Here is a 21,873-nt window from a genome sequence, read left to right on the forward strand (position 1 = left end):
GTCTCCCCGTATCAGCGAGCGCGCTCCAGGGCGACCTTGATGCCCAGCCCCACCAGCGCAGCGCCCGCGAGCTGCTGGAAGCGCTGGAAGATGCGCGGCTTGGCCAGCAGCCAATGCCTGGCCCTGCCGCCCAGCGCAGCGGTACACAAGTTGACTGCCGTGCCCGAGACGATGGACACCATGCCCAGCAGGGCCGCCTGCCAGCCGGGATGGCCCAGGGCGGGGTCGATGAACTGCGGCAGGATGGCCAGGAAGAAGATGGCAACTTTGGGATTGAACAGGTTGGATAAAGCGCCCTGGGCAAACGGCGAAGACCAACGGCTGTTCACGGGGCCGGCAGCCACCTCGGTGGGGTGGCGCAGCATCTGCCAGCCCAGCCACACCAGGTAGGCCGCACCGACCGCCTTGACCACCAGAAATGCCGTGGGAACGGCGGCCAGGAAGGCGGTGAGTCCCAGGGTGGCGGCCGCGACGTGAACCAGCGCAGCGCAGGCAATGCCCAGGCACACCTTGGCTCCTGCGGCCGTGCCGCGCGAGACCGAGTTGGAGAGGATGCAGATGACATCCGGCCCCGGAATGAGGGCAAAGCTCATGTTGAGCAGCGTGAAGGCCAGCAGGGTAGGGAGTTCGATCATTTCAGCCCTGACGTGTTTGAATGTTCACCAACGACAGCCGTCTCGCGAACAGCACGGCCGACACCAGCAACAGCATCAGCCCCGTCGTCGCCTCGGCCCAGATCGTCAGATTGGCCATCAGCGTGTGCTGCGAGCACAGCCCCAGACGATAGTGCAGCAGGCCATCCAGGCCCAGGGCGCCATAAACGCCAAGGGCCAGCAGGCCAAGCGTGGGCAGACCCAGGCGCGTCAGCACCCATGCCAACAGGCCAACGGCGCAAACCGCAAACCAGCACAACCAGACCGTCCCCGGGGTCAGCCATGCCGGCATGCCAGGATAGAAGGCGATGTACTGAGCGTTGTGACTGAAGTGGGCGAGGCTGGCTGCGAAGTAGGCCGCGACGAGCGGCGCGATGCGAGTGATGTGCATGGCATGCGTTGTACAACGCCATGCCGGGCCACGCGGAGAAGACGCGTCAGCGCAGGCCACCGATGTAGCGGGCCGCCGCCACTGCACGCGCACTTACGGGCGTTGGTGCCGCCGGCGGCGGTTTCGGGAAGAGCATGGCTTGCAGCCGCGCGCCCCAATCCGCCACCTCCGGATGCTCGGCCTGCTGGCAGGCCAGGCGGATGATCTCCCGCGCGTAGTCGGCGTTGCGCACCAGCCATTCGACGTCCGTCACGCGACCCATCTTGCGGCGCATCAGCACATGCAGGTGGGCGGCCACGGCCAGCTTCTCGCTGTCGCTGGCCATCACGCCACCTGCTCGCCGTGCTGGCTGAGATCCAGCCCCTGCTGCTCGCGCGCCGCATCCACGCGCAGCCCGCCCAGCAGCAGATAGACCAGCAGCAGGATGCCCGCCGTCATGACCGCGCTGAAAGCCACCGTGGCCAGGACCGCCACGGCCTGCGTGCCCAGCGACCCGGTCACGCCACCCACCCGCGGATCGGCCAACAGACCGGTCAGCAGCGCGCCGACGATGCCGCCCACGCCGTGCACGCCGAACACGTCCAGCGAGTCGTCGGCGCGCAGCCAGCGCTTGAGCCCGGTGGCACCCCAGTAGCAGGCCGCGCCGGCCGTCAGGCCGATGAGCACGGCCGAAGCCGGCGTCACGAAGCCGCAGGCCGGCGTGATGGCCACCAGCCCCGCCACGGCGCCGCTACACAGGCCCAGCAGCGTCGGCGTGCGCCGCGTCACCCATTCAGCCGCCATCCACGACAGCGCAGCCGCCGCGGCACCGAGCTGCGTGTTGAGCATTGCGATGCCGGCCCGTCCATCCGCCGCGCCGGCCGAGCCGCCGTTGAAGCCCATCCAGCCCACCCACAGCAGGCCGGCGCCGGTCATCGTGTAGGCCAGGTTGGCCGGCGTGAGTGCAGCACGGCCGAAGCCCACGCGCGGGCCGAGCATCCACGCGGCCACCAGACCCGCGACCCCGGCGTTGATGTGCACCACCGTGCCGCCGGCAAAGTCCAGCGCACCCAACTGGGCCAGCCAACCCTGCGGCGCCCAAACCCAGTGCGCCACCGGCACGTAGACGAACAGCGACCACAACCCGAGAAAGGCCAGCAGGCTGGCGAAGCGCATGCGCTCGGCTACCGCGCCGATGACCAGGCAGGGCGTGATGACGGCGAAGCTGAGCTGGAACAGCGCGAACACCGCCGCCGGCACGCTGGGCATCAGCGGATGCACGCTGACCAGGCCGGTCGCCTTGTCATGCAGCACATTGCCCAGCCCGGCGCCACCCAGGCCGCCGATCCAGCGCTCCAGCCCGGCCGGCCCCGGCTCGAACGCCAGGCTGTAGCCACAGACGAACCACAGCAGCGTCACCAGCGCGGCGCAGGCCAGCGTCTGGGCCATGACGGCCAGGATGTTCTTCTTGCGCACCATGCCGGCATAGAACAGCGCCAGGCCGGGCAGCGTCATCAGCAGGACCAATGCGGTGGCGCTGAGCAGCCAGGCGGTGTCGCCGGCGTTGATCTGGGCGGCCGGCACCTGCTCGGCGGCCAGTGCGGGCATCGCAAGCAAGCCCGTCAGTGACGCGGCCGATCGGCCCCAGGGGGTGAACCGCGCGGCGGGAAAGCAAGGATGAATGGGCATAGGGATGCGGCGGGTGGTAGCGCCGCATGAATAGCAAGCTCTACGCCAACGCGCCCGCGGCGCCGGCCACGTGGCTCAACCGGCCAACAGCCCGTCGACGAATTCGCGTTGGCCGGTGGGCGTCAAGACCAGTTCGCGCGACGTGTCGCGGCGGCGCAGCCAGCCGCGCGCCAGCAACGCCTCCAGCAAAGCCACGGCCTCGGCGCCCGCGAAATGCTCGCGTCGCTCGGACCAGTCCACGCACGGATAGAGCGCCCGGCCCGCAGCCACGGTCGCCAATTCCAGTCCTTGCGCCTGCAGCGCCGCGCGCGCCGTGTCCGTCAACCGTTCTGCACTGCCCGCCCGCTCCACCCAGCCGCGCGAGCAAAGGACGTCATGCAGCCGCACGCCCAGCTCGCCGGCCAGGTGGCCGTAGCAGCTGCGGGCGTGCCGCAGGCCGCGCATCTCGGGCCGCTGCCAGCGCCGTATGTCGGCCGCAGGCTCAGCATCGCGCCCATCCGCCACGCGCAGCAGCGCCTCCAGTGCATGCGCCACGTCGCCGTCAGCCAGGCCGAAATAGCGGTGCCGCCCTTGCGGCCGCACGCGGGCCAGGCCCTCGTCGACGAGCAGCTTCAGGTGGGCCGACATCGTCGCCGCGCCCACGCCGGCATGCGTGGCCAGCTCGCCGGCCGTGTGCAGGCGGCCATCGAGCAGGCGGGCCAACGTCCGTGCTCGCGTCGGGTCGGCGATGGCCGCGGCAATGCGCGCAAGGCGGGGTTCGGCGTTCATCGAGGGACCTGTTCGCGCTCGTTCAGGCCGTAATCGCGCACCACATGCGCCACCCGCAGCCGGTAGTCCTTGAACAGCCCGCCGCGCCCGGCCGCCTGGGCCTCGCGATGCCGCTCCACCTCACGCCAGCCGCGCACCGCCTCCTCGTCGCGCCAGAAGGACAGAGACAAGAGCTTGTCCGGTTGCGTCAGGCTCTGGAAGCGCTCCACCGAGATGAAGCCGTCCATGCGCTCCAGCAGTGGCTTCAGCGCGGCGGCATGGTCGAGGTAGGCTTGGCGGCCCTCGTCGGTGGGCTGGACTTCAAAGATGACGGCGATCATGGCTGCACATCCTCACAGAAAGTGCGCTCCTCGCGCAGGATGAAGCGCTGCTTCTGCGCGAACTCGAAATTGGCCCGCGCCTCGGGGTCGGCCTTGAGGCGGACGCGGTAGGCCTCGTAGTCGGCCAGCGAGTCGAAACCGACCAGGCCCCAGGCCTCGTAGTTCGTGCCCTCGTGCGGCAGCCAGTAGCCCAGCAGCCGGCCGCCCAGGCGCGGAATGATGCGGCCCCAGGCCTGCGCGTACTCGCGGAAGGCCTCGCGCTGGAAGGGGTCGAGCTCGTAGCGGATGAAGCAGGTGATGGGCATGGAGTGTGCTCACACAAAGTTGAAGGGATGAAGGCAGTGTGGGCGGCTTCACCCCCGCGACGCTTCGCCGTGCAACGAACTGTGTCCCGCCGCCGCGCCAGCGCGGCGGCCGCTATCCTCGCCCGGCATCCCAGCCCCATCCACCGTGCCCAAACTCTCGCCCCGCCCTGCACCTGCTCCCGCGAGCTGGGCGGATTGGCTGCTGGGCCCGAAAGGCCAGGGCCGCGGCGCGGTGAAGCTGACACTGCTGGCGCTGACGGTCTACGGCCTGTTCGCGCTGAACGTGGCCGTGCAGGTCAACCTCGGTCTGATGGAGGCCGGCCCCGGAGCCTGGATCAGCGGCGTCGGCCTCGCCGGCATCGCGGGCTTTTACGTGCTGGTTCGCACGGGCCTGAGCCGTCATCTGGCACGCGACCGGTCGCTGACGCTGCCGCAATCGGTCTTCGGCGCGCTGATCACAGCCTGGGGCTATGCCATCGACCCGCCGCTGCGCGGCGCCATCATCGCCATCATGCTGCTCAACCTCGTTTGGGGCATGTTCGTGCTGTCGCAGCGCCAGGCCTTCGGGCTCTATCTGTTCGGGCTGGCGTCGCTGGCCGTCGCGATGGGCTATGGCGCCACGACGGACCCGGCCAACTTTCCCGCGGCGGTCGAGTCCCTGCACTTCAGCTTCGCGGCCATCCTGATGACGGCGGTGTCGGTGCTGTCGGTCAACATGGCGCGGCTGCGCGCCAAGCTCAGCGCGCGCACCGCCGAACTGCGCGCTGCGCTGGGGCGCATCCAGTACCTGGCCCACCACGACGAGCTGACCCAGATCAGCAACCGCCGCCATTTGAGCGAGCGCCTCGCCGCCGAGCAGCTGAACCAGCGCCAGCATGGCCATGTGATGAGCCTGGTGCTGATCGACATCGACCACTTCAAGGCCGTCAACGACCGCCACGGCCATGGCGTGGGCGATGCGGTGCTGCGTCACTTCGCGGCCACCCTGCACGCCACGCTGCGCACCAGCGATTTCGCCGGGCGCTGGGGTGGCGAGGAGTTCCTCGTCGTCACGCCGCAGGCCAGCGCCGACACGGCCGCAGCCCTGGTCGAGCGCCTGCGCGACGCGCTGGAGGCGGCCTCCTTTGACAGCATCGTGCCGGGCCTGCACGTCACCTTCTCCGCCGGCGTGGCGGAATGCGCGCCCGGCGAGGACCTGCACCTGGCCATCGACCGCGCCGACCGCGCCCTCTACCAGGCCAAGCAGACCGGGCGCGCCCGCACGGTCAGCGAGTTCGCACCGCTGGTGTGAGCGCCGGCTACAGCGGCGCGACAGGGATGCACAGCTCGCAGTCGAACACACCGGTCTTGAAGTCGAATTTCGACTGCGGGCCGTAGTGCTCGAAGCAGGGCCGCGCATCCAGCTGCAGGCCGCTGCTCGGCAGCCACCGGCCCATCATGGCCGCCCAGGCGGCGCCGATCTCGGCGGCCGTGCCTTCGAAGTCCAGCGCCGCATAGCGCCCGCCCGGCAGTTCGGTGACGAGGGCGCCGCCGTTGGGTACCCAGTCATCCGGCACGGCCACGCCGGCGTCGTAGCGGCATTGCTCGGGCGGCACGAGGCTGGGGTCGTCGTGGCTGATGCCGAAGCGCGACACGGGGCCGAGGTTCTGCGTGGCCAGCCACGGGTTGAAGGTCTCGGCCCAGAAGCGGCCAAGCGCAGGGCCATAGGCGCCCTGGTAGCGCAGATAGCCCATGCGCACAGGCGGGCGGTCGATGAGGCGGACGTTCACGGGATCTCCTTCGTCGCGGTTGCGGGAGAAGCCATGCTCGTCGTACGGCCCGGCGCCGGCTTGATCCAGATTGCTATCGGCCTGATCGAGATTGCGCCATTGCGCCGGTGGCAGGCCGAAGCGCTGCTTGAAGGCCCGCGAGAAGGCCTCGGCCGAGCCATAGCCCACGCTGAGCGCGATGCTCAGCACGGTCGAATCCGGCTGGCCGCGCAGCCGCTGAGCGGCCTTCTCCAGGCGACGGCGCGCCAGGTAGTCGCCCAGGGTCTGGCCCGTCCAGGCCAGGAAGAGGCGGTGGAAGTGGTAGGGCGAGAAGTGGGCGACGGCGGCCAGCGCCTCCAGGTCCAGCGGCGCGTCCAGATGTCGGTCGATGTGGGCCTGCACGCGGTGCATGCGGGCCTCGTACTGGCGGCGGCTGGCGTTGCTCAAGCTCAGCCCCAGGCTCGCACCAGCCCGCGCATCGCGTCCGCATGCACGGTGGAGAGTTCGTCGGCCGCGGCCTTGGAGTCGGACTGGAAGGCGGCGATGACCCAGGGCGAACGGCTGCCCGGCGGAAACACCAGGGCCACGTCGTTGACCGCGCCACGGCCGCCGCTGCCGGTCTTGTCGATGACGCGCCAGCTCGCATCCGGCACGCCGGCCCGCAACCGCTTCAGGCCGGTGCGCGAGGCTTGCAGGTCGGTCCACAAGCGCGCCTGGTTGGCCCGCTTCAGGCCCGGGCCGAGCAGCAGATGCTGCAGCGTCTTCGCGAAGGCGCGCGGCGTGCTGGTGTCGCGCGGATCGCCCGGCGCGTTCTCGTTGAGTTCGGTCTCGAAACGGTCCAGGCGCGTGACCGCGTCGCCCTGCTGGCGCAGCCAGGCCGTCAGGCCGGCTGGCGAATCACAGCAATGGCGCAGCAGCACATTGGCGCAGGGGTTGTCGCTCTCGACGACGATGCCCTGCACCAGCTCGGCCAGCGTCGCTTGGCCACGCGGCAGCAGCCGGTCGAAGGCCGGCGAATGCGGCACCCGCTCGCTCTCACGCAGCGGCACGGCGTCGTTCCAGCCCCAGCGTCCAGCCTCCACGCCCTGGGCCACGCGCGCGGCGAGCAGGATCTTGAAGGTCGACGCCGTAGCGAATCGCTCGTCAGCGCGGTGGGCCATCACGCGGCCGCTGCCGGTGTCGATGGCGAAGAAGCCGATTCGGCCCTGCACGCGGCGTTCCAGCGCGGCGAAGTCAGCGGCATTGGTGGCAAGGCTGCGGGTGGCTACAGGCGCCAGAGCCAGGCCAGCAAGGAGGGGACGACGTTTCATGCGCCGCATTCTCGTGCGCCCCCGCACGGCCCCGGTGCGGGGGCACCAGCACGGCCCGTCCGAAAACTGACTACTCCGTCAGACTTGCGCAACAACGCCGTCATGACGGCCGCCAGCCCCTGCGGCGGTCCGCACAATCGCCGCCGGCCCTGCAGTTGGGGCCGCTTCCTTTTTTGGAGTCGTTGTTTGATGAACGCACCGCGCATGAGCCTCCTGGCCCTCGCCTTGAGCACCGCCATTCCCGCCCTGGCTCAAGAAGCCCCGGCCAAAGACCGCAGCCAGCTCGAAACCGTCGTCATCACGGCCGAGCGGCGTGCCGAAAACATCAAGGACGTGCCCAACGCCGTCTCCAAGATCAGCGGCGACAAGCTCGACGTGCTGGCCTCCGGCGGCCAGGACCTGCGCTTCCTGTCGGGCCGCGTGCCCAGCCTGAACATCGAGTCCAGCTTCGGCCGCGCCTTCCCGCGCTTTTACCTGCGCGGCTACGGCAACACCGACTTCCGCCTGAACGCCTCGCAGCCCGTCAGCGTCATCGTCGACGACGTGATCCAGGAGAACCCCATCCTGAAGGGCTTCCCCATCTTCGACACCGCCGCGGTGGAAGTCGTCGCCGGCCCGCAGGGCACGCTGTTCGGCCGCAACACGCCGGCCGGCGTCGTCAAGTTCGACTCCGTCAAGCCCAGCCACAAGCAGGACGGCTACGCCAGCGTCACCGTGGGCAACTACGGCACGCTGAACCTCGAAGGCGCGGCCAACCTGCCCCTGAGCGGCGACTGGGCTGCCCGCATCTCGGCACAAAGCCAGCGTCGCGGCGACTGGGCCGAGAACACCGCCCCCGGCGCCGCCACGCCCAAGACCGAGGGCTACCGCGACAGCGCCGTGCGCGCCCAGGTGCTGTACGAGCCGCACAAGCAGTTCAGCGCCCTGGCCAACCTGCACGTGCGAGACCTCAACGGCAGCCCGCGCCTGTTCCGTGCCAACGCCATCAAGCGCGGCACCAACGACCTGGCCGACGGCTTCGACGCCGAGAAGGCCGCCTTCAATGGCGTCAACGACCAGACCTTGAAGCAGACCGGTGGCAGCCTGCGCCTGAAGTGGTCCGTGCCCGGGCTGAACATCTACGCCATCAGCGGCTATGAGCATGTGAAGCCGCTGTCCCGCGGCGACATCGACGGCGGCGTGCCCGGCGCACCCGGCATCCCCTTCCAGTCCGAAACCGGCAGCGGCATGAACGGCCACCGCCAGCTGACGCAGGAAGTGCGCCTCGAGTCCAACACCGCCGGTCCCTTGAGCTGGCAGGCGGGCGTGTATCTCTTCGACGAGAAGTACACGATCGACAACATCACCTACAACACGACGACCCACGCCGACGTCGACCACATCTACAGCGCCCAGACCAACAAGGCCGGCGCGGTGTTCGGCTCGCTCAACTACGCCGTCAGCGATGAGCTCAAGCTGCGCGCCGGCCTGCGCTACACCAAGGACAAGAAGGACCTGTCCACCACCCACGCCGGCACGGGCCTGTTCAACACCTCCACCGGCACCAGCGCCAGCACCGACGACGGCAAGTGGAGCGGCGACCTGTCGGCCACCTACAAGCTCGACGCCGACACCAACCTCTACGCCCGCTACGCCAATGGCTTCCGCGCGTCGTCCATGCAGAACGCATCGGCCTTCGCCGGCCAATCGCAGGCCAGCCCGGAAACCGTCAACTCCTATGAAGTCGGCTTCAAGAGCGAACTGCTCAAGCGCACGCTGCGCCTGTCGGGCTCGCTGTTCAGCTACACCGTCAAGGACCTGCAGCTGACGGCCGTGGGCGGCAGCGTCAACGCCACCCGCCTGCTCAATGCCAAGAAGGCCACCGGCACCGGCGCCGAGATCAACCTCGAAGCGMTGATCACGCCCGACCTGATGGTCACCTTCGGCGGCTCGCTGAACAACACCAAGCTCAAGGACGCCGGCCTGGGCGTGCCTCCGGGCGGCTCGCTGAAGGTCAATGGCGCCTTCCCGACGGTGCAGGACCCCATCGTCGGTAACAACGCGATGGTCGACGGCAACGCCCTGCCCAACGCGCCCAAGTGGACCTACAACCTCACCGCCCGCTGGAGCATCCCGCTGGCCAGCGGCGACGAGGTCTATGTCTACACCGACTGGGCCTACCGCWSCRAGGTCAACTTCTTCCTGTACGAGGCCACCGAGTTCACGGGCAAGAGCCTGACCGAAGGCGGCGTGCGCGTGGGCTATCTGTGGGGCAACGGAAAGTACGAAGCCGCCGGCTTCGTGCGCAACGTGACCAACCAGATCCGCGTGACGGGTGCCATCGACTTCAACAACCTGACCGGCTTCATCAACGAGCCGCGCACGTATGGCGTGCAGTTCAAGGCGATGTTCTAAAGAGCGCTCGCCGAAGACAGGAACGCCGCCCTCGGGCGGCGTTTTTCATGGGCCTCCGTCGTCAGTTCAAGCCGTCTTGATGCGGTGGAGCGCGCAGAGCTTGTTGCCGTCCGGGTCGCGCACATAGGCCAGGTGCATCGCGCCGAGCGCCCCCTCGCGCAGGCCCGGCGGCTGCTCGATGGACTCTCCGCCGTGGGCCACCGCCACGTCGTGGAAAGCCTGCACCTGCTCGGGCGACGCGCACCCGAAGCCGATGGTGCCGCCATTGGCATGCGAGGCCGGCTCACCGTTGATCGGCTGGCTCATGCAGAACGTGCCGCCCCCATGGCGGTAGAACACCCGCTGGTGGCCCGAGGGCCCCTGGTTGCGAAAGCCCTCGGGCACGCCGAGCGTGCCGAGCACCGCGTCATAAAAGCGCTTGCTGCGCTCGATGTCGTTGGTACCGACCATCACGTGGCTGAACATGGGTATCTCCTCAAGAAAACGACGAAAGCGCAGGATTGTGGTGAATCCCGCCTGGCCGCGCCGAGGATGCTTGTTGAGGCCCGATGCGAGGCGTCACTCGGGGCTAGGACGGCATGCGCGTGACATGGCTGACCACGATCGACCAGCGGCCATTGACCCGGATCAGCGTGTCGGTGAAGCGCACATCGACCGCGAAGGGCTTGCCGCCGGACCGGCCCTTCAGTGAGGTGATGCCCTGCACCACCGCCGCGTCGCCATACATGCGCGCCGTCATGCTGTGGTTCTCGAAGCGCTCATATTGCGGGTCGCCATCGCGCACTTCCTGGAGCGCCTGCGCCCGGCTCTGAACCTCGGCGTTGGTGCTGACGAGGTTGAACTCAGGTGCGAGCAGGCGTTCAAGCGCCGCCAGATCGCGCAGGCGGAAGGCGTCGCACGCAGCCTGGGTCACTGCCATGGCTTCCTTCTCCGCGACCGAGGCGCCTGCTGCGGGGTTGATGAGCAGCGCGGCAAATGCCACGGCGGCGAGGCACGGGATGCGGAAGGTGATCATGGCGAAGGTCTGGCGGCGGCGGCCCTCTACTTTGCCGTGCCGGCTTTCAAAAAGCCATTGACGTCGAGCCAGCGGACGAAGACCGGGAACCAGCCCTCGGCGGTCTTGCCCGGGTAGCCGAGCCCGAAACCATGGCCGCCGTTCTGGTAGAGATGGAATTCGACCGGCCGGCCGGCATCGAACCAGGACTTGACGACGCCCATCTGGCCGCGGAACAGGAAGTCGTCGCTGGCGATGACGTTGAACATCGGCGGCGCGTCCTTGGGCACGTCGACCGGCCCCATGCCGCCGTAGATCGGCGCGATGAAGGCGAGCTTCATGGTCTTGGAGTTGAGCGTGCTGTGCATCGTCAGGCCCGCGCCGGCCGAGAAGCCCACCATGCCCAGCCGCCTGGTGTCGACGCCCCATTCCTTGGCGCGCGAGAGGATGAGGGCATGCGCCGCTTCGGCGTCGGCAAGCTGGTTGGCGAGGTCAGGCACCAGCGAACGCGGATTGCCGTCGCTCGATCCGGCCGCGGTGAACATGCGGTTCATCGAGTCCTTGAAGCCGTCGAGCGAGTCCGGCGTCGGCTGCAGGCGGTACTTGAGGACGAAGGCCGCAATGCCCTGGTCGGCCAGCGCCTGGGCCACCTTCCAGCCCTCGTTGTTGATCGACAGCCAGCGGAATCCCCCGCCCGGCGCCACCAGCACTGCCGCGCCATTGCCCTTGCCCGGCGCGGGCAGGAAGGGCGTCAGCGTGGCGGTGGTGACGTTGCGCACCATCGGCTCGCCCCACTGGCGGAACCAGCTCTCGGCGGCCGGCTGCTTGTCGACGCCGCCGGTGCCGAGCGGGATGGCGCGTGGCTCGGCGGGCGCCTGCAGCGGGTGGATGGTGCCGTCCTGCGCGAGGGCGCAAGTGGCAGCGGAGGCCAGCAGCAGGGCCAGCAGGGTGGAGAAAAGTGAGGGCATGGTCGTCGTCCAGCAAGTTGATGGGGTCAGCGCGGCAGCAGCACCGGCCGCGTCAGCGAGAAGTTGGCGCTCTCCACGGGCACACCGGTGTCGGGCTGGCCGCCGCCGACGCTGAGCCGATAGGCGCCGGGCATGACCTGGCGCACGCCGTCGTGGTCCACGAAGCTCAGGTCGCGGGCATCGAGCCGGTAGCTCAGCTCGCGCCGTTCGCCCGCCTTCAGATGCAGGCGCTGAAAGCCCCGCAGCGCCAGGCGCGGCCCGCCCTCGAAGCGCGGCGGCGCCAGGTAGAGCTGGGCCACCTCGTCGCCATCGCGCGTGCTGGTGTTGGTGACGGCCGTGCGCACCACCAGGCCCACGTCCTTGCCGTCGTCCTGCACCTCGACCTTGGGCGCCTCGTAGCGGAAGCTGGAATAGCTCAGGCCATGGCCGAACGGGTAGACCACCGGCTTGTCAAAGAAGCGGTAGGTGCGCCCGGCCATGCGGTAGTCGTCAAACGGCGGGAGGTCGCTCGCGCTGCGGTAGAAGGTCACCGGCAGCCGCCCGGCCGGGTTGGCCACACCGCTGAGCACCTGCGCAATGGCCTGGCCGCCGCCCTCGCCCGGGTACCAGGCCTGCAGCACCGCCGCCGCGTTGGCCTGCGCCCAGGACAGGTCGATGGCGCTGCCGCTCAGGTTCAGCACCACCAGCGGCTTGCCTCCCTGCGCCGCGGCCTGGAGATAGGCGCGCTGGTCGGCCGGCAGGTCCAGTGTCGTGCGGTCGCCGCCCTGGAAGCCTTCGATCTTGACGGGCATCTCCTCGCCTTCCAGGTCCGACGTCAGGCCGACGACGGCCACCACCACGTCAGCGCCCTGCACGGCGGCGCGCAGGTCGGCCAGCGGCTGGCGGGACACGCGCTTCCAGACCATGCCGGGCGGCGCCCCGGTGCCGGACTCGGCCTCGAACTGCAGCGCATAGCGCTCGCCCTGCTTGAGGTCCACCTGCGTCAAGGCGACCGGCTCGGCCCATTGCGTCGGGCGCCTGGCCAGCGTCAGGTCACGACCAGCAACACGCACCTGGCCTTTGACACCCGCAACGCCGAGCCGGTAGCTGCCCGTCTCGGGGGCGACGAAGAACCCCGTCAAGACCACCCGCGTCACTTCGCCGGACTCGGGAAAGTCGCGCACCCTTGAGTCGAGCTGCGCCACGCCGTGGCTGGCGAAGGCCTTCTCCTGAAAACGGCGCTTGCCCGGCGCCACTGGGGAGCCGGGCTGGAGCTTGAAATAGCTGGCACGCAGGCCCGGGCTGCCGTCGGGCGCGACGAAGGCGCTGGCGGGCACCGGGTCGCCGTCGGTGATCGAGGGGCCGAAGGGCACGAGGCTGACCTGCGCCGCCGGGAACTGCTGGCTCAGCCCTTCGAAGACCGTCTGCGTCGGCCCAGTCTGGCCTGACGAATAGTTGCCGCGCATCACGCGCCGCGCATCTGCCAGCGGGCCGACGACGGCGATGCGCGCCGACGCCTTCAGCGGCAGCACGCCGTCGTTCTTCAGCAGCACCAGGCTCTCTAGCGCGGCGCGCAGCGCCAGCGCGCGCTGATCGGGCGAGTTGATCGCCTCGGCCTTCGGGAAGCTGCGCTCGCCCAGCCCCGGCAGATCGCCATTGCGCAGCCGCGCGGCAAACAGGCGCACCAGCGCGTTGTCGATGTCGGCCGCGCGGATGTAGCCGCGCGCCAGCGCCTGCTTGTAGCGCTCGCCCAGGCCCGGCGTGTGCGACAGCGTGGCGCCATTGCACTCGTTGTCCACGCCAGCCTTGAGGGCAGCGGCGACTCCGGCCGGGGCGTCGGGCGCGTACTTGTGGTGGGCATGGATGTCGACGACGGCATCGCAGTCCGACACCACGTAGCCGTTGAACTTCCAGTCCTGGCGCAGCGTCTTCACCAGCAGGCTGTGGCTGGCGCAGGCCGGCTCACCGTTGACGCGGTTGTAGGCGCACATGATGGAGCCGGCCTGCGCGTCGACTATTGCCGCGCGGAAGGCGGGCAGGTAGGTGTCCTCCAGGTCCTGCGCCGAGACCCACACGTCCACCGAATGCCGCGTGGATTCGGGGCCGCTGTGCACGGCGAAATGCTTGGGGCTGGCAATGACGTGCGGCAGCGCCGGGTCAGGCCCCTGCATGCCATGCACGAAGGCCTTGCCGAGCGTGGCGGTGAGGAAGGGGTCCTCGCCATAGGTTTCCTGGCCCCGCCCCCAGCGCGGATCGCGAAAGATGTTGATGTTGGGCGACCAGGTGTCCAGCGCGCCGCCGATCCTGTGCGGGTTGGGCTTGCCGCGCCCCAGCGCGTAGACGGCCCGCACTTCGGTGCTGATGCTGGCCGCCACGTCCTGCATCAGCCGGTCGTTGAAGCTGGCGGCCAGGCCGATGGGCTGCGGGAAGTTTGTCGTCGCCCCGGGGCCAAAAGCGCCGTGCAGCGACTCCGTCCACCAGTTGTAGGCCGGGATGTTCAAGCGCGGGATGGCCGGCGCGCCGTTGAGCAGCTGCTCCGTCTTCTCGTCGAGCGTCAGCTGGGCCACGATCTGGCGGGCCTGGGCGTCGGCGTCCGTCCGCGGGCTGGCGACGCCCAGGCCGCTGAGGGCCAGGCCCCCGGCGAGGCAGGCGATGGAAAGGGTCTTCAACGGCGTCTCCGTTTTTGTCGTTGCGCTGGATTGTGTGGTAGCGCAATCATTTGGACACCTGCTTTTCCCTGATTGACGCCATGGCGACCCCTGCGCAATCCACTCGCGTCCTCTATGAGAACGCGCTCAAGTCGGGAGCGATGAATTCGACGGTGTGATCGATACCAGAATCGATATCTGAAGGCCTCAGCCGTCAGGCAGCGGCCAAGCGCCGAGCCAGCCGCATCGACAAGCCCACGGGGCCCATCGCCAGCTGCAGCAGCTCACGCGGCGCCTGGCCGTCGGGCGTATCCACCGCCGTGATGTTGAAGTGCCGCAGCAGCAGGACACAAGCCAGTTTGATCTCCATCAGCGCCAGGTAGCGCCCCGGGCAGATGCGCGGCCCGGCGCCGAAGGGCATGCTCAGGCGCTTGGCTGCGCCGGCCTGCTTGGCATCCACCAGCCAGCGCGCGGGGTCGAAGGCGGCCGCGTTGGTCAGGTGGCGCTCGCTCGTGGCATCGCGCCGCATGACGGCCATGACGATCATGCCGGCCTGCACCTGCACATCGCCCACACGCGCGTCGCGCATGGCCTGCATGACGTTGATGGGCGCCACCGGCCGCAGCCGCATCGTCTCGTGCGCGCAGGCCTCGACGAAGTCCAGCGCGCCGAGTTGCTCCAGGGTCGGCAGCGCGGCCTCACCACAAACGCGGTCCACCTCGGCCCGCGCCTGGGCCAGCGCGTCGGGATGCTGCCACAGCAGCCAGATCATCCAGGCCAGCGTGTTGGCCGTCGTGTCCTCGCCGGCCAGCAGCATGGTCAGCACATTGCCAGCCACCTGCTCGTCGTCGATGCCGCTGCCGGGTTCGTCGGCCGCCACCAGCATGCCTTCGAGCAAGTTGCCGGGCTCCTCGCGCAGCCCCGGATTGGCGGCCATCCGTGCCCGCGCCTTGGCGACGAAGCCCTGCACCGCCACGTTCACCTCAGCCACGCTGTGCGTGAGTGCGCGGTCCTTGGCCGATGGCCACCAGCGCCACAGGGGCAGCGGCGCAAAGATGCGCTTGAACAGCATCGGAAAGATGCGGTTCAGGTGCTGCTGGATGACGTCCTCGTCGGACTGCAGCGTGTTGACGTCCTCGCCAAAGGCCAGGCCTGCCACCGCATCCACCGTGAAGCGCATCAGGTCGGCCTGCAACTCGATGCGCCTGTCCTCGCGCGCGGCGACCTGCCAGCGGTCGACGAGGCGCTCGGCCACACGCAACAGGAAGGGGTAGTAGCGCTTCACATGCACCGGGTCCAGCCCAGCCATGACCATGCGCCGCTGGCGCTTCCAGGCCTCGCCGTTGGAGCCGAACAACCCGGCGTTCAGCCCCATCTCCCGGCCCACGTCCTCCAGCCGCTGCGTGCGCCTGAAGCCGTCCGGCCGGTCACGCAGCGCCGTGCTGATCAGCTCGTGGTCGCCGACGATGACGAGGCGGCGCTTGCCCAGCTTGAGCTTGAAGATCGGCCCGAACTCCTCGCACCAGGCCTCCACCTGCTGATGCACCCGCGTCGAGTCGATCTGCAGCAGGTTGCCAAACACCGGCACGCCACGCGGGCCGGGCAGGTCGTCGAACTGGCGCAGCGCGCCGGCGGGTGGGGCGGCGGTGGTGTCCATCGGCTAAACCTTCTCCGGCTTCCAGCGTGGATGCAAGGCATGGATAAGCTCATCTACACGGCTCGTATAACGCTCTCGTGCGAGTAAGTGATCCTGTTCGTCCTTCTCTTTTCGTAGGGTGTAGTACGCGAACTCGTAGCAAGCAATGATCCATGGAAGCACTCTCGCTTCACCTATGCCTCTATGGAAGTAAAAAAGGTAGATCGTTGCGGCGGCAAGGAGAGCCACCCGTAGATACATGAAATAGCGGCCACGCTCGACCTGCTCTCGCGTGGGGCGACTGCACCAGATGCCGCCGGCTTCAGGCGGCAACCTCTTGAAATTCTCGTCCGTCGACTCTCCATAGAGGAGCAACTGGCGAAGCTCAGTTGGTGTCATTTGCTGGCCTCAGCATGGGTTCGAATGACTACCTAGTGTGGCCCGATTTGCTCAAGGCACGACACACAGGAAACGGCTCAACCCACAAAGATCTTCCCCGGATTGAGGATACCCAGCGGGTCCAACGCCTGCTTCACCGCCCTCATCATCGCCACCGCCTCCTCCCCGGTCTCGTCGAGCAAAAACCCCTGCTTGTGCAACCCGATCCCATGCTCGCCCGTGCACGTCCCTTCCAGCGCAATCGCCCGCGCCACCATCTGCGCGCTCAGGCGCTCGGCCGTTGCCAGCTCCTCGGGATCAACCGGGTCCAGCAGATAGGCCATGTGGAAGTTGCCATCGCCCACATGGCCGACGATGAAGTAGGGCAGGCCGGCGGCCTCGACCTCGGCAATGCTCGCGTTGATGTTCTCGGCCAGGCGCGAGATGGGCACGCAGGTGTCGGTCGTCACCGCGCGGCAGCCGGGGCGCATCTGCAGGCCTGACAGATAGGCGTGGTGGCGAGCGGTCCACAGCCGGGTGCGCGCCTCGGGCGTCGTGGCCCATTCGAAGGCTTCGCCGCCATGGTCGGCCGCCACGTCCTGCACCACGGCCGCCTGCTCCGCCACGCCGGCCTCGCTGCCATGGAATTCCATCAGCAACATGGGCGCTTCCTTCAACCCCAGCTTGTCGTGCGCGTTGACGGCCTTGATGGCGTTGGCGTCCAGCAGCTCGCAGCGGGCGATGGGCACGCCGATCTGGATGATCTGCATGGCCGTGCGCACGGCCGCGTCGATGCTGGGGAAGAAGCAGACCGCCGCCGACACGGCCTCGGGCAGCGGGTGGACCTTGACGGTCAGCTCGGTGATGACGCCGAGCGTCCCTTCGCTGCCGATGACCAGCCGCGTCAGGTCATAGCCAGCGCTGCTCTTCCTGGCGCGCGAGCCGCTGCGCACCACCTCGCCACTGGCCGACACGAAGCGCAGCGCCAGCACGTTCTCACGCATCGTGCCGTAGCGCACCGCGTTCGTGCCGCTGGCGCGCGTCGCGGCCATGCCGCCCAGGCTGGCGTCCGCGCCGGGGTCAATGGGGAAGAACAGGCCCTCATGCTTGAGCGCCTCGTTGAGTGCCTTGCGCGTGACGCCGGGCTGCACGGTGACCGTCAGGTCCTCGGCATCCACGCGCAGAATCTTGTTCATGCGCGACACGTCCAGGCTGATGCCGCCGTGCACGGCCAGCAGATGGCCTTCGAGCGACGAGCCCGCACCGTAGGGGATGACGGGCACACGATGCTCGGCACACAGCGCCACCACGCGCGCGACTTCGACTTCGCTTTCCGCAAAGACGACGGCCTGGGGCGGCGGTACGTCGAAGACCGACTCGTCGCGGCCATGCTGCTCACGCACGGCCAGGGCGATCGAGCAGCGCTCGGCGAAGTCGGCACGCAGGCTGTCCAGCAGCGCGGCCGGGAGTGGGGCGGGCGAGAAGGATTCGGGCGCGTTCATGGCCAACTCCAGGGGGTCAGACAAGGATTGTGTTGCAGTGCCCCTCGCATGGTGACAGCATGGGGCACACAGCGAACCCCCGGGAGACCTGCATGGACCCGACCCTGACCTGGCTGCTGCTCGTCGCGGCCGTTGCCCTCATCGCTTTCGGCGCGGTGCGCTTCGATCTGCTGGCCGCGCGCTGGCGCGAGGTCTTCGGTCACCCGCCACCGCCCCACGACGCCCCGCCCGCGCCGCGCTGGACGTCGGCCCAGGGATTCAAGCCGCATGACGCGCCGGTGCACAAACCGGCCTTCCACCGCAGCGGCCGCCGACACTGAATCGGCGCCGCAGCAGGGCCTTGCCAACGAGGAGAACGCCATGAGCCCGACGACCACTCTGACGATCAGCCGCAAGCTGATGCTGCTGACCCTGCTGGTGCTGGTGGCCATCAGCATCCCTTCGGCCTTCCAGGTGCGCCAGGCGCGTCAATTGGCTCAGGCGGCGCAGGGCGAGCTCGAAGGCCTGGCGCCCGCCCGGCTGCTCGTGCGGCTGGCCCAGCTGACCCAGCAGCACCGCGGTCTGTCCGCGGCCCTGCTGGGCGGCAACGACTCGGTGCAAACGGCACGTTCGGCCAAGAACGCCGAGGTGGTCAAGCAGGTCGCCGCCGTCGACACCATGCTCAAGGGCGATGGCGCGAACGACGCAATGCGCCAGACCTGGCAGGACGCGCGCACGCGCTGGGACAGCCTCTCCAGCCAGGTGGGCGCCAAGGGACTGAAGGCGGCCGAGAGCAGCACCCTGCACGCCCAGCTCATCGCCGTCTATTTCAAACTGCTGGACCAGCTCGTCGACCAGTCCGGCCTCATCCTCGACCCCGAGGCCGACACCTATTTCCTGATCAGCGCGACGCTGACGCGGCTGCCCATCGCCACCGAGGCCCTGGGCCAGGCGCGAGCGCGTGGCGCCGGCTTTCTGGCTGAAGGCAAGATCGGCCCGGAAGGCCGCACCCTGCTGGCCGGCCTCGTGCAGCAGGCCGCCGACCAGCATGCCGGCATGGGCACGGCCTTCGACAAGAGTTTCGCCGTCAATGCCGACCTCAAGAGCCGGCTGGGCAGCAAGATCGCCGCACTGGACGAACAGGTGCGCGGCTCGCTGAAGCTGACCCGCGACGAGCTGATCGCCAAGGAGGAGCTGGCCTACGCGGCGCCTGACTACATCGCCAGCTACACCCGCACCATCGACGCGATGTATGTCGTCGCCGAGGAGGCGATGGATGCGCTGGACGGCATGCTTGGCGCGCGCGTGTCCAGCCTGCGCACCAGCAGTTGGGTCGTCTTCGGCCTGCTGGCCTTCATGCTGGGCGCCGTCTTCCTGCTCGCGCGCGGCATCTCGCGCAGCATCACCGTGCCGCTGCAGCATGCCGCCGGCCTGGCCCAGCAGATCGCCGAACGCGACCTCAGCGGCGACGTCGTCATCAGCGCGCGCGACGAGATCGGCCAGCTGACGATGGCGCTGCTGGCCATGCGCGACAGCCTGTGTGGCGTCATCGGTGAGGTGCGCAGCAATGCCGGCGAGGTGGCGCAAGCCTCGCAGGAGCTGGCCTCGGGCAACCGCGACCTGTCGCAGCGCACCGAGCAGCAGGCTTCGGCGCTCGAGGAAACCGCCAGCTCCATGGAGCAGCTGACCGCCACCGTGCGCAGCAATGCCGATCAGGCCGGCGACGCCAGCAGCCTGGCCCAGCGCGCCTGCACGGTCGCCATCTCGGGTGGCGCGGCCGTCGACCAGGTCGTCAGCACCATGGGCGCCATCGAGGCCAGCAGCCGGCGCATCGAGGAAATCATCGCCGTCATCGACGGCATYGCCTTCCAGACCAACATCCTCGCGTTAAACGCCGCCGTGGAGGCCGCGCGGGCCGGCGAGCAGGGCCGCGGCTTTGCCGTCGTCGCGTCGGAAGTGCGCGCGCTGGCTGGCCGCTCGGCCGAGGCTGCCAAGCAGATCAAGGTCCTCATCTCCACCAGCGTCGGCCAGGTCGAGGACGGCGCCCGCCTCGTGAAGGGCGCCGGCGCAACGATGCGCGAAACCGTCGACGCCATCCGCTCTCTGGCCGAGCTCGTCACCAGCATCAGCCGCGCGTCCAGCGAGCAGAGCACCGGCATCGGCCAGATCAGCGAGGCCGTCTCGCACATGGACCAGCTGACGCAGCAGAACGCCGCCCTCGTGGAGGAAACCGCCGCGGCCGGCATGAGCCTGCAGCAGCAGGCCGAGAAGTTGTCGGGCCTGGTCAACACCTTCCGCATGCCGGTCGCCCAGCGCTGAGGGGCGGGCTCAGTCTGGGTTGACCCGCCAGGCCGCCGCGCCCAGCAGCACCACCTGCAGCTGCTGCACGAAGTTGTCCATCATTTCGGCCTCCAGCAGCGGCTGCTGGGGCGGCAGGTCGAGCATCTCGGGCGCGGCCGCCAGCATGGTGTTGACGATCAGCCCGCACACCATCTGCAGCGCGGCCGTGGGCATGTCGGGATACGCGCCGATGGCGCGGAAATCCTGGGCCATCTCGTTGGTGAAGTGGCGCACCTCGTTGCGGATGGCCAGGCGCAGGATGCGGCTGCCGCCACCGCGCTCGCTGCTGATGAACAGGAACAGCAGCCGGTGCTGCTGCACATAGCTGCAATAGACCTCGACCGACACCCGCACGCGGTCGGCCGGTGCCGCGCCGCCCTGGCGCGCCTCGCGCAGCAGCCGGCGCAGGCTGATGCCCACCTCCTCCACCAACGCCAGGCCCAGCTCGTCGGTATTGCGAAAGTGCCGGTAGAAGCCGTTGGGCACCATGCCCGCCTCGCGGGCGATCTCGCGGATGCCAAGGCTGGTGAAGCTGCGCCCCTCGCCCATCAGCGCCAGCGCGGCCTGGGTGAGGCTGGCACGGGTGAGGTCCTTGCGCTCGGCGCGAGAGAGTTTGTCGGCGGCGGTGTCGGACATGGCGGGTCGTTTTGTGAACACTCGTATCGTAGCTTCACCCGCTTGACTGCCTATTTGTACACAGCATGGCGCACCGCCCTGGTTGAGTGGCTTGTATGTTTGTGTACAAACGTACACAATGCAACCATGCAAACGCACCTCCCCACCCGCCTAGAAGCCCTGACTCGCCCGCTGCGCGCCGCGCTGCAACACCCCTGGGTGGCGGCCATCGTGCGCGAGAGCGCGGTCGAGGACAGCCTGCAGGCCCTGCACCCGCTGCTGTCGCTGCATCAGGTGAAGGCCCGGGTGGTGAAGTGCATCGCCGAGACGGCCGACACCCGCACGCTGGTGCTGCGCCCCAACGCGATGTGGCGTGGTGCCCGCGCCGGGCAGTTCGTGTCGCTGACCGTGGAGATCAACGGCCGCCGCCACGAGCGCATGTACTCGCTGACCTCACGCCCCGGCTCACGCCTGCTGGCGATCACGGTCAAGCGCCAGGGCCTCGTGTCCACGCATCTGCATGAGCAGGTGCGCGTGGGTGATGTGCTCACGCTCGGCCCCGCGATGGGCGATTTCGTGCTGCCGGCCGTGCTGCCGGACAAGATCCTGCTGCTCAGCGCGGGCAGCGGCATCACGCCGGTGATGGCCCTGCTGCGCGAGCTGCAGGCGCGCGGCGCGGCCGACCGTGTGGTCTTTGTGCACAGCTGCCGCAGCCCGGTCGAACAGATCTTTGCCGCCGAGCTGGCAGCCATGCCGGGGCTGCGCCTGATTCAACACTTCACCACCAGCGTCGGCCATCTCACGCCAGCCGATTTGCAGGCGCAGGTGCCCGACCTGGCCGAGCGCGCCACCTGGGTGTGCGGCCCCGCCGGGCTGATGGATGCGATACACGCGCACTGGCAGGCGCACGGCACCACCGCGCCGCTGCACAGCGAACGCTTTGCCGCCGCGCCGCTGGCGGCCGAGGCCCTCAGCGCCCCGGTGCGCGTGCAGCTGCTGCGCAGCGCCACCGGCTTCGCGTCGCTGGGCGCCGCGCCGCTGCTGAACCAGGCCGAGGCCGCCGGCTTCGCGCCCAAGCATGGCTGCCGCATCGGCATCTGCCGCTCCTGCCAATGCGTCAAGCGCAGCGGCACGGTGCAGCACCTGCACACGGGCGAGCTGTCCAGCGCGCCCAACGAACTCATTCGGCTGTGCGTCAGCGCCGCCCGCTCCGACCTCGAACTGGATCTATGAGCCTAGAAACGGCAGTTGACCGCTTTCCACCGCATGCCAGTCCT

22 protein-coding genes are annotated in these 21,873 nt (G+C 69.0%); 5 read left to right on the plus strand and 17 right to left on the minus strand.

Translation table 11 applies throughout. The features are described from left to right. Nucleotides 1-11: 11 nt before the first annotated feature. The 7 genes from ACXJKJ_RS00850 to ACXJKJ_RS00880 form a co-directional block, all read right to left on the minus strand. Nucleotides 12-635 (minus strand): LysE family translocator, encoded by a 624-nt coding sequence (locus tag ACXJKJ_RS00850; protein WP_457353290.1) that lies wholly within the window; start codon nucleotides 633-635, stop codon nucleotides 12-14. 1 nt (nucleotide 636) lies between these two features. After that, entirely contained in the window at nucleotides 637-1,044 is a 408-nt protein-coding gene (locus ACXJKJ_RS00855) for a hypothetical protein (RefSeq protein WP_457353292.1), read from the minus strand. Nucleotides 1,045-1,090: 46 nt separating this feature from the next. Next, nucleotides 1,091-1,369: a hypothetical protein gene (locus tag ACXJKJ_RS00860; protein ID WP_056190967.1), complete on the minus strand. Its 279-nt coding sequence runs from the start codon at nucleotides 1,367-1,369 to the stop codon at nucleotides 1,091-1,093. Next, complete coding sequence (locus tag ACXJKJ_RS00865; protein WP_457388554.1) at nucleotides 1,369-2,631, minus strand: ammonium transporter; 1,263 nt, start codon at nucleotides 2,629-2,631, stop codon at nucleotides 1,369-1,371. Before ACXJKJ_RS00865 ends, ACXJKJ_RS00860 begins: the two co-directional genes overlap by 1 nt. A gap of 156 nt (nucleotides 2,632-2,787) precedes the next feature. Continuing rightward, nucleotides 2,788-3,480: an ArsR/SmtB family transcription factor gene (locus ACXJKJ_RS00870; RefSeq protein ID WP_056190970.1), complete on the minus strand. Its 693-nt coding sequence runs from the start codon at nucleotides 3,478-3,480 to the stop codon at nucleotides 2,788-2,790. After that, entirely contained in the window at nucleotides 3,477-3,800 is a 324-nt protein-coding gene (locus ACXJKJ_RS00875; RefSeq protein ID WP_056190972.1) for an antibiotic biosynthesis monooxygenase family protein, read from the minus strand. Before ACXJKJ_RS00875 ends, ACXJKJ_RS00870 begins: the two co-directional genes overlap by 4 nt. Further along, entirely contained in the window at nucleotides 3,797-4,105 is a 309-nt protein-coding gene (locus ACXJKJ_RS00880; protein ID WP_457321561.1) for an NIPSNAP family protein, read from the minus strand. The genes ACXJKJ_RS00875 and ACXJKJ_RS00880 overlap by 4 nt, the downstream gene beginning before the upstream one ends. Before the next feature lie 145 nt (nucleotides 4,106-4,250). On the opposite strand from ACXJKJ_RS00880, the gene ACXJKJ_RS00885 reads away from it, so the two are divergent. After that, nucleotides 4,251-5,396 carry a GGDEF domain-containing protein gene (locus ACXJKJ_RS00885; RefSeq protein ID WP_457321563.1) on the plus strand — a complete coding sequence of 382 codons (1,146 nt, stop codon included), beginning with the start codon at nucleotides 4,251-4,253 and terminating at the stop codon, nucleotides 5,394-5,396. Between the two features lie 7 nt (nucleotides 5,397-5,403). Here the strand turns inward: ACXJKJ_RS00885 and ACXJKJ_RS00890 are convergent, their stop codons facing one another. Next, complete coding sequence (locus ACXJKJ_RS00890) at nucleotides 5,404-6,300, minus strand: AraC family transcriptional regulator (protein WP_457388556.1); 897 nt, start codon at nucleotides 6,298-6,300, stop codon at nucleotides 5,404-5,406. Between the two features lie 2 nt (nucleotides 6,301-6,302). Continuing rightward, on the minus strand, nucleotides 6,303-7,163 hold the full coding sequence (gene bla, locus ACXJKJ_RS00895; protein ID WP_457388558.1) for a class A beta-lactamase: 861 nt from the start codon (nucleotides 7,161-7,163) through the stop codon (nucleotides 6,303-6,305). Nucleotides 7,164-7,367: 204 nt separating this feature from the next. Here bla and ACXJKJ_RS00900 point away from each other — a divergent pair, with 204 nt between their 5' ends. Further along, nucleotides 7,368-9,557: a TonB-dependent receptor gene (locus tag ACXJKJ_RS00900; protein ID WP_457388560.1), complete on the plus strand. Its 2,190-nt coding sequence runs from the start codon at nucleotides 7,368-7,370 to the stop codon at nucleotides 9,555-9,557. 66 nt (nucleotides 9,558-9,623) lie between these two features. On the opposite strand, the gene ACXJKJ_RS00905 is transcribed toward ACXJKJ_RS00900, so the two are convergent. The 7 genes from ACXJKJ_RS00905 to ACXJKJ_RS00935 all read right to left on the minus strand — a co-directional run bounded on the left by ACXJKJ_RS00905 (nucleotide 9,624) and on the right by ACXJKJ_RS00935 (nucleotide 17,662). Continuing rightward, nucleotides 9,624-10,022, minus strand: coding sequence for a VOC family protein (locus ACXJKJ_RS00905; RefSeq protein WP_457388562.1), 399 nt, complete (start codon nucleotides 10,020-10,022; stop codon nucleotides 9,624-9,626). A 103-nt stretch (nucleotides 10,023-10,125) separates the two neighbouring features. Then, on the minus strand, nucleotides 10,126-10,572 hold the full coding sequence (locus ACXJKJ_RS00910; RefSeq protein WP_457388564.1) for a nuclear transport factor 2 family protein: 447 nt from the start codon (nucleotides 10,570-10,572) through the stop codon (nucleotides 10,126-10,128). A 26-nt stretch (nucleotides 10,573-10,598) separates the two neighbouring features. Continuing rightward, nucleotides 10,599-11,519 (minus strand): alpha/beta hydrolase, encoded by a 921-nt coding sequence (locus ACXJKJ_RS00915; RefSeq protein WP_457388566.1) that lies wholly within the window; start codon nucleotides 11,517-11,519, stop codon nucleotides 10,599-10,601. Between the two features lie 26 nt (nucleotides 11,520-11,545). Beyond that, nucleotides 11,546-14,167 (minus strand): glycoside hydrolase family 3 C-terminal domain-containing protein, encoded by a 2,622-nt coding sequence (locus ACXJKJ_RS00920; RefSeq protein WP_457388568.1) that lies wholly within the window; start codon nucleotides 14,165-14,167, stop codon nucleotides 11,546-11,548. Between the two features lie 193 nt (nucleotides 14,168-14,360). Continuing rightward, nucleotides 14,361-15,803 carry a cytochrome P450 gene (locus ACXJKJ_RS00925; protein ID WP_457388570.1) on the minus strand — a complete coding sequence of 481 codons (1,443 nt, stop codon included), beginning with the start codon at nucleotides 15,801-15,803 and terminating at the stop codon, nucleotides 14,361-14,363. A 3-nt stretch (nucleotides 15,804-15,806) separates the two neighbouring features. Then, a complete protein-coding gene (locus tag ACXJKJ_RS00930) occupies nucleotides 15,807-16,181 on the minus strand; it encodes a hypothetical protein (RefSeq protein ID WP_457325851.1) in 375 nt (124 codons plus the stop codon). Between the two features lie 77 nt (nucleotides 16,182-16,258). Further along, entirely contained in the window at nucleotides 16,259-17,662 is a 1,404-nt protein-coding gene (locus tag ACXJKJ_RS00935) for an FAD-binding oxidoreductase (protein ID WP_457388572.1), read from the minus strand. A 92-nt stretch (nucleotides 17,663-17,754) separates the two neighbouring features. Here ACXJKJ_RS00935 and ACXJKJ_RS00940 point away from each other — a divergent pair, with 92 nt between their 5' ends. Beyond that, entirely contained in the window at nucleotides 17,755-17,982 is a 228-nt protein-coding gene (locus ACXJKJ_RS00940) for a hypothetical protein (RefSeq protein WP_457323790.1), read from the plus strand. 40 nt (nucleotides 17,983-18,022) lie between these two features. Then, on the plus strand, nucleotides 18,023-19,960 hold the full coding sequence (locus ACXJKJ_RS00945; RefSeq protein WP_457388574.1) for a methyl-accepting chemotaxis protein: 1,938 nt from the start codon (nucleotides 18,023-18,025) through the stop codon (nucleotides 19,958-19,960). Nucleotides 19,961-19,969: 9 nt separating this feature from the next. On the opposite strand, the gene ACXJKJ_RS00950 is transcribed toward ACXJKJ_RS00945, so the two are convergent. Then, nucleotides 19,970-20,617: a TetR family transcriptional regulator gene (locus ACXJKJ_RS00950; protein ID WP_457388576.1), complete on the minus strand. Its 648-nt coding sequence runs from the start codon at nucleotides 20,615-20,617 to the stop codon at nucleotides 19,970-19,972. Between the two features lie 126 nt (nucleotides 20,618-20,743). Between ACXJKJ_RS00950 and ACXJKJ_RS00955 the strand changes: the two genes are divergently transcribed. Beyond that, nucleotides 20,744-21,829 carry a ferredoxin reductase gene (locus ACXJKJ_RS00955; RefSeq protein WP_457388578.1) on the plus strand — a complete coding sequence of 362 codons (1,086 nt, stop codon included), beginning with the start codon at nucleotides 20,744-20,746 and terminating at the stop codon, nucleotides 21,827-21,829. The last annotated feature ends 44 nt before the right edge of the window (nucleotides 21,830-21,873 follow it).

Source organism: Roseateles sp. P5_E1 (assembly GCF_054049335.1).

What these genes read in the sequence shown, in the direction of transcription:
- ACXJKJ_RS00910 (WP_457388564.1), bottom strand. Translation starts at nt 10,572, where the DNA reads ATGATCACCTTCCGCATCCCGTGCCTCGCCGCCGTGGCATTTGCCGCG.
- ACXJKJ_RS00860 (WP_056190967.1), bottom strand. Translation starts at nt 1,369, where the DNA reads ATGGCCAGCGACAGCGAGAAGCTGGCCGTGGCCGCCCACCTGCATGTG.
- ACXJKJ_RS00925 (WP_457388570.1), bottom strand. Translation starts at nt 15,803, where the DNA reads ATGGACACCACCGCCGCCCCACCCGCCGGCGCGCTGCGCCAGTTCGAC.
- ACXJKJ_RS00880 (WP_457321561.1), bottom strand. Translation starts at nt 4,105, where the DNA reads ATGCCCATCACCTGCTTCATCCGCTACGAGCTCGACCCCTTCCAGCGC.
- ACXJKJ_RS00850 (WP_457353290.1), bottom strand. Translation starts at nt 635, where the DNA reads ATGATCGAACTCCCTACCCTGCTGGCCTTCACGCTGCTCAACATGAGC.
- ACXJKJ_RS00935 (WP_457388572.1), bottom strand. Translation starts at nt 17,662, where the DNA reads ATGAACGCGCCCGAATCCTTCTCGCCCGCCCCACTCCCGGCCGCGCTG.
- ACXJKJ_RS00950 (WP_457388576.1), bottom strand. Translation starts at nt 20,617, where the DNA reads ATGTCCGACACCGCCGCCGACAAACTCTCTCGCGCCGAGCGCAAGGAC.
- bla (WP_457388558.1), bottom strand. Translation starts at nt 7,163, where the DNA reads ATGAAACGTCGTCCCCTCCTTGCTGGCCTGGCTCTGGCGCCTGTAGCC.
- ACXJKJ_RS00915 (WP_457388566.1), bottom strand. Translation starts at nt 11,519, where the DNA reads ATGCCCTCACTTTTCTCCACCCTGCTGGCCCTGCTGCTGGCCTCCGCT.
- ACXJKJ_RS00940 (WP_457323790.1), top strand. Translation starts at nt 17,755, where the DNA reads ATGGACCCGACCCTGACCTGGCTGCTGCTCGTCGCGGCCGTTGCCCTC.
- ACXJKJ_RS00930 (WP_457325851.1), bottom strand. Translation starts at nt 16,181, where the DNA reads ATGACACCAACTGAGCTTCGCCAGTTGCTCCTCTATGGAGAGTCGACG.
- ACXJKJ_RS00865 (WP_457388554.1), bottom strand. Translation starts at nt 2,631, where the DNA reads ATGCCCGCACTGGCCGCCGAGCAGGTGCCGGCCGCCCAGATCAACGCC.
- ACXJKJ_RS00870 (WP_056190970.1), bottom strand. Translation starts at nt 3,480, where the DNA reads ATGAACGCCGAACCCCGCCTTGCGCGCATTGCCGCGGCCATCGCCGAC.
- ACXJKJ_RS00875 (WP_056190972.1), bottom strand. Translation starts at nt 3,800, where the DNA reads ATGATCGCCGTCATCTTTGAAGTCCAGCCCACCGACGAGGGCCGCCAA.
- ACXJKJ_RS00905 (WP_457388562.1), bottom strand. Translation starts at nt 10,022, where the DNA reads ATGTTCAGCCACGTGATGGTCGGTACCAACGACATCGAGCGCAGCAAG.
- ACXJKJ_RS00955 (WP_457388578.1), top strand. Translation starts at nt 20,744, where the DNA reads ATGCAAACGCACCTCCCCACCCGCCTAGAAGCCCTGACTCGCCCGCTG.
- ACXJKJ_RS00855 (WP_457353292.1), bottom strand. Translation starts at nt 1,044, where the DNA reads ATGCACATCACTCGCATCGCGCCGCTCGTCGCGGCCTACTTCGCAGCC.